Below are 12,296 nucleotides of genomic sequence, written 5' to 3'. Positions count from 1 at the left end.
TGCATGCGACGCGGCGTTTGGTTAGCATGCGGACATGAGCGAACACGATGCCGCCGATTCCTTCAACGCCTTGCCGCCGGCGAGCGATGCGGCTGCGACGACGTCCACGCCGCCGCCCGCGCGTCGTCGCGGCGCAGGCGGTTTCGGCTGGCTGCTGCTGATCTTGATCCTTGCCGCCGGGGGTTACGGCTACTGGCGGCTGCAAGGCATCGAGCAAGGCCACGAGGCGACGGCGCAGTCAGAGGTTTCCGCCGCGCAGAAGCTGCGCGACGAGGTCGAGGCGCTGCGACACAGCGCCGATGCGTCGAAGAGCGAAGCGCAGACGCTGCGCACGCGCCTCGACGACACCGCCAAGGTCAACGAATCGCTGCGCGCGCAGGTGCTCGGCCTGTCCGAGCGCACGCGCCTGTCCGAGGATGCGATCGCCAATCTCGCCGAGAAGCGCCTGTCGGGCCACGACGCGCTGCTGTTCGACGAGGCGGAACTCTTTCTCGTGCTCGCCCAGGAACGCTACGCGCTGTTCGCCGATCCGGCACCGTCGCTGGCCGCATACCGGCTCGCCGACACGGCGCTCGCGCAGACCAACGACGCGGCGTTCGCGCAGGTGCGCCAGAGCATCGATGCCGAGATCGTCGCGCTGAACGCGCTCGAGGCAAATCCGCCGTCGGCGGCGCAGCAGACGCTGGCGCAGTTGCGCGAATCGCTGGCGCAGTTCCCGGCCGCGCGGCACGGCGAGGCAACGGCTGCGGCGCAACCGGATTCGCGCTTCGCGCGCATCTTCGGCGAGTTCATCCGCATTCGCCGCGACGCCGACGAGGGGGGCAGCCTCGGCAGCAACGATCCGTCGCTGGCGCGCGCGCTGCTCGATGCGAGCCTGCGCGATGCGCAGAGTGCCTTGCTGGTCCGCGATTCGTCGCGCTGGCAGCAAGCGCTCGGCGTCGCCCGATCGCAACTCGCGCACGATTTCGACGGCGCCTCGTCCGAGGTGGCGAAGGCGCAGGCGACGCTGGCCGCGCTGGCGAAGACGGCGATCGCGCCGCCCGCGCCGAATGTGCTCGGCGCGGCGCTCAGGGAACTGCGCAATCTGCGCACGACGCACAGCCTGCAAACGACACCCGCCGCATCACCGCCTGCATCGAAGCCGGTCGCCGTGCCCGCGCAGCCGGAAGGTCAGTCGTGAGGTCGTGGATCGCCGTGCTGGTGCTGCTCGTCGTCGCGCTCGCCGCGGCGTGGGGCTGGCACGCGCTCGCGCTCGATCCTGGGGAGGTGCGCCTGCGTTTCGCCGGGTGGCGCATCGAGACGAGTTTCGTCTTCGGCGTGATCGCTGCGGTGCTGCTCTGGGCGGTATTGAGCCTCGTGCTGCGCGCGTTGTTCTGGCCGCAGCGCGCATGGCGCAAACGTGCGCTGCGGCGCGGGCACGAGCGCATCGCCGACGGGCTCGTCGCCGCGGTCGAAGGCCGCCATGCGCAGGCGGCGAAGTCGCTGGAACGCGCCGCGCACGTCGCCGCGTTGCAGGCGCCGGCGCTGCTCGCGCGGGCGCGTTCCGCGCAGGCGCAGGGCGACGCCGGGCAGGCGACGGCGGCGCTCGACGCGGCAGCCGAAACCGTGCCGGCGGCGGCGCTGGCGCTGCGCGCGCGCTTTCTGCTCGAACGGGACGAGAACGAAAAGGCGCTCGACCTGCTCAAGGACGGGATGGCCGAATCGACGCTGCCGCCCGCGGCACTGCAAAGTCTGATCGAAGCGGCCACGCGTTGCGGCGATTCGGGCGCGGCGCTGGTGGCACTGTCCGCGCTCGCGAAAACGCATTCGCTGACGGACGACGCGTTCGCCGACCTCGAAACGGAAACCCTCGTCGCCGCGCTCGCGGGCGCGACGAACGCCGCCGCGCTCGATGCGATCTGGACCGGCCTCGGCCGTGCCCGACGCCAGCGCGAGGCAGTGGTCATCGCCTACGCCCGCCGCGCGGCGGCGCTCGGCCAGCCGCTTGCCGCGATGGGCGAACTCGAAGCCGCGCTGCGCCGCGACTGGTCCGAACGGCTCGTGCGCGCCTACGGCGAACTCGGACCGGCGGACGTCGCCGCACGTCTGCGTCAGGCCGAAGGCTGGATCGCCGCGCAGCCCAACAGTGCCGGCCTGATGCTCACGCTCGGCCGCTTCTGCAATCAGAGCGAACTCTGGGGCAAGGCGCGCGAATATCTCGGTCGCGGGCTCGCGATCGCGCCCGACGCGGCGCTGTGGGAGGCGCTCGGCGATGCCTGTGCCGGCCTCGGTGACGCCGACACCGCGCAGCGTGCCTACCGCAACGCCCTGCGCGCGGCGCGCGACGAGAAAACCGAAACACTGCCCGACATGCTGCACGGCGCGCTCGACACGCGCGCCAGCGTGGTCGAGCAACGCAGCGCGCACGGCGTACCGACGCTCGCGCTGCCGCGGCAGTAGATCGACAACACGTAAACACGCAACGAAAGGATCGTCCATGTCTTTGTGGAAAACCCGGCCCGACCTCGCCCGGATCAAGCAAGCGAACCAGAAAACGCTGATGGCGACGATCGGCATCGAGGTCACCGAGATCGGCGACGACTACGTGCGCGGCACGATGCCGGTCGACGCGCGCACGCACCAGCCTTACGGCATCCTGCACGGCGGCGCCTCGGTCGCGCTCGCCGAAACGCTCGGCAGCTACGCGGCAATGCTGTGCTGCGATCCCGATTACTACGTCGTCGGCCTCGACATCAACGCCAACCACGTGCGCGCGGTCGCGAGCGGCACCGTCACCGGCACCGCGCGGCCGCTGCACGTCGGCCGCTCGACGCAGGTGTGGGAAATCCGCATCGAGGACGAAGCCGGCAGGCTCGTCTGCATCTCGCGCCTGACGATGGCGGTGGTGCCGAAGCAGGCGATTCCCACAAGCTGAATCGCACCCTGTTTGCTGCATCGCGGCGGTAGCGGCGCGCAGCGCGCTTGGCTACCATCGCGAACGATGAATGCACTGCCGCAAAACCGCGACGAGCCCCGGCGCAGCGACTGGCTGCGCCCGCTGCGCTACCTCGTGCGCGTGCCGTTGTTGCTGATCCACGTCGTGATCGCGCCACCGCTGGCGGTGTTTGCGTTCTCGCCGCTCGGGACGAAGCTGCGCGTGAACGGCGAACGCTTCGACCACTGGGCGACGCGCTGGTGGTCGGGCGCGCTGATCCGTATTTTCGGTTTCCGCATTCGCCGCGTCGGCCAGCCGCTGCCGGGCGCGGCCCTGTTCGTCGCCAACCACGTGTCGTGGATGGACATCGAGCTGATGCACAGCCAGCGCATGATGAGCTTCGTCGCCAAGAGCGAGATCGCGCGCTGGCCGTTCGTCGGTTGGCTGGCGACGCGCGCAGGCACGATCTACCACCAGCGCGGCTCGAACGCATTCGCTGGGCGCGGTGATGGAGTCCGTTGTCGTGCATTTGAACGCGGGCGGCTCGGCCGGCGTGTTCCCCGAAGGCGGCACCGGGCCGGGCGATCGCCTGCGCACGTTCCATGCGCGCATCTTCCAGGTCGCCGCCGATGCGCGCGTGCCGATCCAGCCCGTGGCGCTGTGCTACGGCAAAAGTGGAAAAATGGATCCGTCCGTGCCGTTCGCCGCGTCGGAGAGTTTCTTCGCCAACGCCGTGCGCGTGCTCGGCGGCCCCGGCATGGACGCCGAGGTGCATTTTCTCGAACCGCTTGCGGCCGGCGACGAGGGTCGTCGCCAGATCGCGGAAGCCGCGCGCGCGCGCATCGCCGCGGCGCTCGGCCACGAGTGAAGTGAACGCCCGGACGCGCGCGTTCCATCCGCATCGCTGGCTGCGCAATCCGCACGTGCAGTCGGTGCTCGCCTCGAGCGGCATCCGGCGCCTGGTTTTCCGCCGCCGCGGCGCGTCGATCGATCGCGGCGCGATCGAGCACGTCCTCGACTGCGGCGACGGCGTGCGCCTGCAGGGCTTCCACACGCGCCAGACCGCGCTGCCGCGGCCGCACGCGCTGGCGGTGCTGCTGCACGGTTGGGAAGGCAGCGCGCAATCGACCTATGTGCTCCACACCGGTGCGCGCCTGCTCGCCGAGGGCTGCGACGTGTTCCGCCTCAATTTCCGCGACCACGGCGACACGCACCATCTCAACCGCGAGATATTCCATTCCTGCCGCATCGGCGAAGTCGTCGGCGCGGTCAAGGCGGTCGCGGCGATGTTTCCCGAGCGTCCGCTGATCGTCGGCGGTTATTCGCTCGGCGGCAATTTCGCCTTGCGCGTGGCCTTGCGCGCGCGCGGGGCGGGCGTGCCGCTCGCATGGGCGTTCGCCGTCTGTCCGCCGCTCAATCCGATCGCGGCGATGCACGCGATCGAGGCGGCGCCCGCGGTCTACGAATATTATTTCCTCAAGAAATGGCGCGCTTCGTTGCGGCGCAAGCAGTCGCTTTTTCCACAAGTGGATTTGTTCACCCGCGACGAATTGCGCGGCGGCATCCGCGAATTGACCCGCAGCCTGGTCGCGCGCCACACCGATTTCGGTTCGCTCGAAAACTATCTCAATGGCTATGCGTTGACCGGCGACGCCCTCGCCGCGCTCGACGTGCCGGCGACGATTCTGACCGCCGCGGACGATCCGATCATCCCGGTCGCCGATTTCCGCGAACTGAAACTCGCGTCGGCGACCGAACTCGTGATCGCGCCGCACGGCGGCCATTGCGGTTTCATCGGCGACGCGCGGCTGCACAGTTGGGCGGAGGATTTTCTCGTCGAGCGCATGTACGCGCGACTGCGCGAGCGTCCCTGACCGCGCCGTTTCACCTATCATGTCGATTCGTTCCGCTCGCTTTTCGCGCAAATGACCTTCGCAGAAATTCTCGCACTGCATCGTGGCGGCGACATCGCCGCCGCCGAACGCGGCTACCGCGAACATCTCGCCGCCGAGCCGGACGACGTCGACGCCTGGCACCTGCTCGGCGTGCTGCTGCACCAGCGCGGCGACAGCGCGGCGGCGATCGAGCCGCTGCGGCGCGCGGTGCAGCTCGCACCCGAGGCCGCGCGGCTGCATCTTTCGCTCGGCGGCGTGCTCATGCGGCTCGGCGAGGACGAGGCCGCGCGCGGCGCGTTCCTGCGCGCGCTCGAGCTCGATCCGAACCTGGTCGAAGCGCCCGGCGTACCCGGCCACCCGCAGCTGCGCGACGGCGGCCTCGACGCGGAGGATCCGCTGATTCTGCTTGGCCTCGGCAACATCCAGCTTGCGCGCGGCGATGCGCAGGCCGCGGCGAAGCTCCTCGGCCGCGCGGCGGAACTGAAAGCGGACGATGCCGCGATCCAGGTCGCGCTCGGTCAGGCACTGTTCGCGCATGGGGCATTTGCCTTTGCCGAGCAGGCATTCGCCAACACCGTTCGCCTCGACCCGGCTTCGGGCATCGCCCGGCTTTTCCTCGCCCGCTCGCGCCTGCGCCAGAACAAGGACGAAGCCGCGCGCGAGGGTTTCGCCGCGCTGCTCGCCGAGCGCAAGCAGGAATTCGGCGCGAACGCGGGGCTCGGCGACATCGCGCGCAAGCACGGACACACGGTGAAGGCGCTCAAGTTCTACCGGCGCGCGCTCGAACTCGACCCCACGCACGCCGGCGTGATCAACGCCTGCGCCTGGTGCATGGAAAAGCTTGGCGACCGCGCGGCCGCCGCACGCTATCTCGCCGACGGCGTGACGCGTTCGCCCGATGCGAACGTGCTGCGCCCGCAGCTCGCCGCGCTGCTCGATCGGCTCGGCCGCGGCGACGAGGCGGCGCAGGTACGCGCCGAACTCGCGCGCGCAACGCGATGACGCCGGCCGACACCGCATTCGAGGCGCAATTGCAGCAGGCGCGCGCTGCCGCGCAAGCCGCACGCCACGACGAAGCCGATGCCGCGTTCGGCCGCGTGCTCGCGCACGATCCCGATCATCTCGAAGCGCTGAATTACCTTGCCCAGCGCGCGCTGCTTGGCGGCCGCGCCGTGCAGGCGGCGACGCTGCTCGAACGTGCGGTCGCGGTCGAGCAGGGCAGCGCGGAATCGTGGAAGAACCTCGGTTTCGCGCGCCTCGCCGCCGGCGATGCGCCATCCGCGGCGGCGGCGCTGGAAACCGCGCTCGGTCTCGATCCGCAGGCGTTCCGCGCGCGCCTGTTCCTCGCCCAGATCCATGAAAACGCCGGTCGCGCGCACGAGGCCGCAACGCACTATTTCGGGGCGATCGTCGCCGCGCAGGCGCGGGGGCTCTGGCTCAGCGAGGAGACCACGCCGCCGGCGATGCGTGCAAGCGTGCGGCAGGCGATGGATTTCGCCGACCGTCATCGCCGCACGCTCTTCGCCGCGGCGCTCGAACCGCTGCGCGCGCGTTGCGGCGCTGCGGCGCTCGCGCGCACGATGCGCTGTCTCGACATCTACGTCGGCGCGGCGAAGGCGGATTGGCCCGATCCGCGCCAGCGGCCGAAATTCCTCTATTTTCCCGGTCTGCCGACGACGCCGTACTTCGATCGCGCGCTGTTCCCGTGGTATGCGATGCTCGAAGACCAGGCCGACGTGATTCGCGCGGAACTTCTCGAAGTGCTGCGCGGCGAGAAAGGCATCGCGCCGTTTCTCGGCACCAATGCGCTCGACCGCGTCGGCGACCAGCTCGCCGGGGCGGAGGCGCCGCCGGCGTGGGACGCGTTCTTCTTTCATCGCCACGGCGAGCGCCACGACGAAAACTGCGCACGTTGCCCGCGTACCGCGGCGATCCTCGACGCACTGCCGCTCGTGCGTATCCGCGAACACGCGCCGGAAATCTGCTTCTCGCTGCTGACGCCCGGCACGCACATCCTGCCGCACCGCGGCGTGACCAACGCACGCCTGGTCACGCACCTGCCGCTGATCGTGCCGGATGGTTGCGCTCTCGTCGTCGGCGGCGAAAAACGCGAGTGGCGCGAAGGCGAGTGCTTCACCTTCGACGACACCTTCGAGCACGAAGCCTGGAACCGCGGCGCCTCGATGCGCGCAGTCATGCTGATGGATTGCTGGAATCCGCACCTCACCGAGGTGGAGCGCGAGGCGGTGACCGTACTCGTCGGCGCGATCGGCGATTTCAATCGCGCAGCGGGCATGCACGGCTGACCCCCGCCGCCGCGGACGAGCGCTATTCCTGCGGTGCCACGTTGAGGTAACCGCCGGCGGCGGCGACGGTCGCCCACAACTCGGGCTTGAGGCCGAATGAGCGTGTGAAAAGCTCTTCCGCCTTGGCGCGGTCTCCGTTCATCAAATAATAGGCGCCGACTTCGGCGATGTCCGTCTGGTCCTTCGGCGTCTCCACCAGATATTGGTCGAACAGCGGTTTGGCTTTTGCCCATTCGCCCGCCTCGCGATAGACGCGCGCGATGCGCAGTTCGTCGCTGGGCTTGTGTTTTTCCGCAAGCACCTGGTCGAAGATCGCCTGGCCTTCGGCCTTCATCCCGCCCAGATAGTAGACCCGGCCGATCGCAATGCGCTCCCAGCTTCCGTCTCCGGCTTGGGCGCGAGCGGCGCCGAGCAAGGCCCACGCGGCTTCCTGGTTGGATTTGCCCTGGAACAGGGAGACGTCGAGCTTTTGCTGCCCGGCGAAACCGATGCCGATGCCGGCAGCGAAAATCAGGGTGGCGAGTACGGTCTGACGAATTTTCATTGCGGCTCCTTTGCACGGGTGGTTGTTGAATTCGCGGCAAGCCTATCGATAAGCCGTGGGGTGTTCCACGCGTTTCGCGGCCGCAACAGGCGATCGCTCTCATTGTTCAAAATTAGTGCAAATTGAAGATATATGCACCATATTCGAGCAATGCTGTGCTGCGACGCAACCATAAAAAGTGATAATTATTTGATAATACTGATCTTTTCAGTGTTGGCATAGTGGTTGCTAAAATTTAACCGTCCAATACTTCAACCAAGGAAATCTCCATGTCCGCCAGCTTCACCAAGCTCGTCCAAGACAACAACGTCGAATTCGTCGATCTGCGTTTCGCCGACATGCTCGGCAAACAACATCACGTCACTTTCCCGGCCAAGGGGATCGACGAGAGCCTGTTCGAAGACGGCAAGATGTTCGACGGTTCGTCGATCTCGGGCTGGAAGGGCATCAACGATTCGGACATGGTGCTGATGCCCGATCCGGACAGTGCGATCCTCGATCCGTTCGCCGAAATCCCTACCGTGATCCTCACCTGCGACGTGCTCGAACCGTCGACGATGCAGGCGTATACGCGCTGTCCGCGTTCGGTCGCCAAGCGCGCCGAGGCATTCCTGAAATCGTCGGGCGTGGCCGATACGGCGTTCTTCGGGCCGGAGCCCGAGTTCTTCATCTTCGACTCGGTGCGCTACAAGAACGACATGCAGGGCGCGAGCTTCGAGATCCATTCCGAAGAAGCGGCCTGGAGCACGAACGACAAGTTCGACGGCAGCAATTCGGGCCATCGTCCCGGCATCAAGGGCGGCTACTTCCCTGTGGCGCCGGTCGATTCGCTGCAAGACCTGCGCAGCGAGATGTGCAAGATCCTCGAGGCCTGCGGCCTCACCGTCGAAGTGCACCATCACGAAGTCGCGACCGCCGGCCAGTGCGAGATCGGCACCAAGTTCAACACGCTGACGAAGAAGGGCGACGAGCTGCTCACGCTCAAGTACGTGATCAAGAACGTCGCCCACCGCAACGGCAAGACCGCGACGTTCCTGCCGAAGCCGATCGTCGGCGACAACGGTTCGGGCATGCACGTGCACCAGTCGCTGGCCAAGGGCGGCACCAACCTGTTCGCCGGCGACCTCTACGGCGGCCTGTCGCAGACCGCGCTCTACTACATCGGCGGCGTCTTCAAGCACGCGCGCGCGATCAACGCATTCGCGAACTCGACCACGAACAGCTACAAGCGCCTCGTGCCCGGCTTCGAAGCGCCGGTGATGCTCGCCTATTCGGCGCGCAACCGCTCGGCCTCGTGCCGCATTCCGTTCGTGCACTCGCCGAAGGCGCGCCGCATCGAAGTGCGCTTTCCCGATCCGATGAACACGGGCTACCTCACGTTCACCGCGCTGATGATGGCCGGCCTCGACGGCATCCTCAACAAGATCGATCCGGGCGCACCGTCCGACAAGGACCTGTACGACCTGCCGCCGGAAGAGGAAAAGAAGATTCCGACCGTGTGCCATTCGCTCGATCAGGCGCTCGACGCGCTCGACAAGGATCGCGCGTTCCTCAAGGCCGGCGGCGTGTTCAGCGACGACTTCATCGACGCCTACATCGAATTGAAGATGGGCGAAGTGTCGAAGTTCCGCGCGGCGACGCATCCGATCGAATATCAAATGTATTACTCGATCTGACGACGAACGAAGTCGTGGCCGCGCGCGTCGCGCGCCGCGATCGATCCATCAAACGCATTCGCGAGCAATACAGGAGCAGCAAGGGCACAACGACGGGTTCAAAAAGGTCGTCTGCCGGGGAGGGACAGGAGAAAGAAATCATCGCGCGGCGACATGCTGCGCGTGTGCGGATGCGCGACGCGCGTAGCCGCAGATTTTTCCCTTTCCACAGCAGACCAGAGGTAAGCACAACATGAGACGCATTGCCCTCGTACTTGCCGTAACCGCCTTGTTCTCTGCTCCAACCGCCGCGCTGGCCGACGACGCGCCGGCCGCACCGACGCCCGACTGGACCTTTCCGGGAACGGTGACGATCGCCAACGACTACATCTTCCGCGGCCTGACCCAGACCAACACCGAACCCGCGCTGCAGGCGGGCATCGAAATCGACCATGCTTCGGGCTTCTACGTCGGCACTTGGGGCAGCAACATCAACTGGCTGCACGATTACGTCCCGGACGTGTCGAGCAGTCTCGAAATCGACTTCTACGGCGGCTATCGCACCAAGATCGGCGATGCGATCGGCGTCGACGTGGGACTGTACGAGTACTACTACCCGGGCGACTATCCGAAGAACGTCGGCTACAAACTGCCGTATACGCTCGAGGGCTACATCGCACTGAGCTACAGCTTCGTCTCGCTCAAGTACTCGCACGCTTTCACCAACCTGTTCGGCCTGCCCGACACCAAGCACTCGCAGTATCTCGACCTGTCGGCGAACTACGAGTTCGTGCCGACCTGGGTGCTCAACGCGCACATCGGCCGACAGAAGGTCAACCACTTCAATGCGGCGAGCTACACCGACTACAAGCTCGGCGTGACCAAAAATTTCGACGGCGGCTGGTCGCTCGCGGTCGCCTGGTACGACACCAACGCCGACGAAGCCGTCTACACCTTCCCCGACGGCACGTTCCAGGGCCGCTCCACAGGCGTCGCGTCCTTAACCAAGACCTTTTGATTCCAGAGGAGGCAGCATGAAACTCATCACTGCAATCATCCGGCCGTTCAAGCTCGAGGAAGTGCGCGAAGCGCTGACTCAGGCCGGCGTGTCGGGCCTGACCGTCACCGAGGTGAAGGGCTACGGCCGGCAGAAGGGCCATACCGAGCTTTACCGCGGCGCCGAATACATCGTCGACCTGTTGCCGAAGATCAAGATCGAGGCGGTCGTGCCCGACGAACTGCTCGAGCGCGCGCTCGATGCGGTCATCGCCGGCGCGCGCACCGACAAGATCGGCGACGGCAAGATCTTCGTCAGCTCCGTCGAACAGGCGCTGCGCATCCGCACCGGTGAATCCGGAAAGGATGCGTTATGAGTGCGCACGTCCCTGATCGCAAAGGTTACGAAGCGGCCATCCATGACCGTACTTTCGGATCCATGCGCTCGTCCCTGACCGCGAAGGTTACGAAGCGGCCATCCATGGCAGCACTTTCAAATTTTCCAAGGGTTATGTCTATGCACACTTCAGTGGACTTCCGGCGCTATTTTCCGCTTCTCGTTGCGCTCGGCGGCGGCGCGCTCGCACTGCTGCTTGCGCAACACGGTTACGCGCAGGACGCGGCTGCTGCTGCGGCACCGGCGACACCGCCTCCGCCCACGCCGAACAAGGGCGACGTCGCCTGGATGCTGACTTCGACCGCGCTCGTGCTGTTGATGAGCGTTCCCGCGCTGGCATTGTTCTACGGCGGCCTCGTGCGCACCAAGAACATGCTCTCGGTGCTCATGCAGGTGTTCGTCGTGTTCTCGCTGATCAGCGTGCTCTGGTGCGTGTACGGCTACAGCGTCGCGTTCACCGAGAACAATGCGTTCTTCGGCGGATTCTCGCGCCTGTTCCTCAACGGCACGTTCAATTCCGCCGACGGCTCGTTCTCGATGGCGGGCACGTTCTCGAAGAACACGCCGCTCTATGAACTCGTCTTCGTCGCGTTCCAGGCGACGTTCGCGGCGATCACGGTCTGCCTGATCCTAGGTTCGATCGTCGAGCGCATCAAATTCTCGGCGGTGCTGATCTTCTCGGTGATCTGGTTCACCTTCAGCTACCTGCCGGTCGCGCACATGGTCTGGTTCTGGCAGGGGCCCGATGCGTATACCGACGCGTCCAAGGTCGATGCGCTCAACGCCACGGCGGGCTATATCTGGCAGCTCGGCGCGCTCGACTTCGCCGGCGGCACGGTCGTGCACATCAACGCCGGCGTCGCCGGCCTGGTCGGCGCGTTCGTGCTTGGCAAGCGCGTCGGCTACGGCCGCGAGGCGATCAAGCCGCACAGCCTGACGATGACGATGATCGGTGCCTCGCTGCTCTGGTTCGGCTGGTTCGGCTTCAACGCCGGCAGCGCGCTGGAGGCGAACGGCTCGGCCGCGCTCGCGTTCATCAACACCTACCTCGCCACCGCCTGCGCGGTGCTGTCGTGGACCTTCGCCGAGTGGCTGGTCAAAGGCAAGCCCTCGATGCTCGGCGCCGCCTCGGGCGCGGTCGCCGGCCTCGTCGCGATCACCCCGGCCGCGGGCAACGTCGGCATTCCCGGCGCGTTCGCGATCGGCCTGCTCGCCGGCGTGATCTGCCTGTGGGGCGTGACCGGGCTGAAGAAGCTGATCAAGGCCGACGACTCGCTCGACGTGTTCGGCGTGCACGCGCTCGGTGGCATCAGCGGTGCGCTCTTGACCGGTATCTTCAACGCGCCGAGCCTCGGCGGCCCCGGCTCGACGCAGGACTGGGTCAAGGGCACCACCGGCTATCCGGGCTTCGGCGCGCAGTTGCTGATCCAGGCCGAGGCGGTGCTCATCACGATCGTGGTGACGGCGGTCGTCGCCTTCATCGCGTTCAAGATCGCCGACCTGCTCGTCGGTCTGCGCGTGACCGAGGAAGAGGAGCGCGAAGGCCTCGACATCTCCTCGCACGGCGAGTCGGCCTACGACATGTGATG

Annotated in this window: 11 protein-coding genes and 1 pseudogene; 11 read left to right on the top strand and 1 reads right to left on the bottom strand. The window is 66.7% G+C overall.

What is annotated here, in order from left to right; translation table 11 throughout:
* Positions 1-34 precede the first annotated feature (34 nt).
* The 7 genes and pseudogenes from QM741_RS04745 (at position 35) to QM741_RS04715 (ending at position 7,115) form a co-directional block, all read left to right on the top strand.
* Entirely contained in the window at positions 35-1,180 is a 1,146-nt protein-coding gene (locus QM741_RS04745) for a uroporphyrinogen-III C-methyltransferase (protein WP_415206585.1), read from the top strand.
* Positions 1,177-2,439, top strand: coding sequence for a heme biosynthesis HemY N-terminal domain-containing protein (locus QM741_RS04740; RefSeq protein WP_415206584.1), 1,263 nt, complete (start codon positions 1,177-1,179; stop codon positions 2,437-2,439). The genes QM741_RS04745 and QM741_RS04740 overlap by 4 nt, the downstream gene beginning before the upstream one ends.
* Before the next feature lie 37 nt (positions 2,440-2,476).
* The gene (locus QM741_RS04735) at positions 2,477-2,914 is read left to right on the top strand and encodes a hotdog fold thioesterase (protein ID WP_415206583.1); all 438 of its coding nucleotides are present in this window, start codon (positions 2,477-2,479) and stop codon (positions 2,912-2,914) included.
* A 66-nt stretch (positions 2,915-2,980) separates the two neighbouring features.
* Positions 2,981-3,782, top strand: a pseudogene (locus QM741_RS04730) (lysophospholipid acyltransferase family protein).
* Between the two features lies 1 nt (position 3,783).
* Positions 3,784-4,788 carry a YheT family hydrolase gene (locus tag QM741_RS04725; protein ID WP_415206582.1) on the top strand — a complete coding sequence of 335 codons (1,005 nt, stop codon included), beginning with the start codon at positions 3,784-3,786 and terminating at the stop codon, positions 4,786-4,788.
* A gap of 51 nt (positions 4,789-4,839) precedes the next feature.
* Entirely contained in the window at positions 4,840-5,811 is a 972-nt protein-coding gene (locus QM741_RS04720) for a tetratricopeptide repeat protein (RefSeq protein WP_415206581.1), read from the top strand.
* The gene (locus QM741_RS04715; RefSeq protein WP_415206580.1) at positions 5,808-7,115 is read left to right on the top strand and encodes an aspartyl/asparaginyl beta-hydroxylase domain-containing protein; all 1,308 of its coding nucleotides are present in this window, start codon (positions 5,808-5,810) and stop codon (positions 7,113-7,115) included. The genes QM741_RS04720 and QM741_RS04715 overlap by 4 nt, the downstream gene beginning before the upstream one ends.
* A 22-nt stretch (positions 7,116-7,137) precedes the next feature.
* On the opposite strand, the gene QM741_RS04710 is transcribed toward QM741_RS04715, so the two are convergent.
* Positions 7,138-7,659, bottom strand: a complete 522-nt coding sequence (locus QM741_RS04710; protein ID WP_415206579.1) for a tetratricopeptide repeat protein — start codon at positions 7,657-7,659, stop codon at positions 7,138-7,140.
* Between the two features lie 269 nt (positions 7,660-7,928).
* On the opposite strand from QM741_RS04710, the gene glnA reads away from it, so the two are divergent.
* The 4 genes from glnA to QM741_RS04690 all read left to right on the top strand — a co-directional run bounded on the left by glnA (position 7,929) and on the right by QM741_RS04690 (position 12,294).
* Positions 7,929-9,335 (top strand): type I glutamate--ammonia ligase, encoded by a 1,407-nt coding sequence (gene glnA / locus QM741_RS04705; RefSeq protein ID WP_415206578.1) that lies wholly within the window; start codon positions 7,929-7,931, stop codon positions 9,333-9,335.
* A gap of 232 nt (positions 9,336-9,567) precedes the next feature.
* Positions 9,568-10,332 carry a TorF family putative porin gene (locus QM741_RS04700; protein WP_415206577.1) on the top strand — a complete coding sequence of 255 codons (765 nt, stop codon included), beginning with the start codon at positions 9,568-9,570 and terminating at the stop codon, positions 10,330-10,332.
* Between the two features lie 16 nt (positions 10,333-10,348).
* Positions 10,349-10,687 carry a P-II family nitrogen regulator gene (locus QM741_RS04695; RefSeq protein WP_415206576.1) on the top strand — a complete coding sequence of 113 codons (339 nt, stop codon included), beginning with the start codon at positions 10,349-10,351 and terminating at the stop codon, positions 10,685-10,687.
* Between the two features lie 134 nt (positions 10,688-10,821).
* Positions 10,822-12,294, top strand: coding sequence for an ammonium transporter (locus QM741_RS04690; protein WP_415206575.1), 1,473 nt, complete (start codon positions 10,822-10,824; stop codon positions 12,292-12,294).
* Positions 12,295-12,296 lie beyond the last annotated feature (2 nt).

Origin of the sequence: Rudaea sp. (genome assembly GCF_047601565.1) — a bacterium.
Taxonomy (GTDB): Bacteria; Pseudomonadota; Gammaproteobacteria; order Xanthomonadales; family Rhodanobacteraceae; genus Rudaea.
Note: the sequence above shows the minus strand (reverse complement) of the source record. Positions and strands in the feature narration are given on the sequence as shown.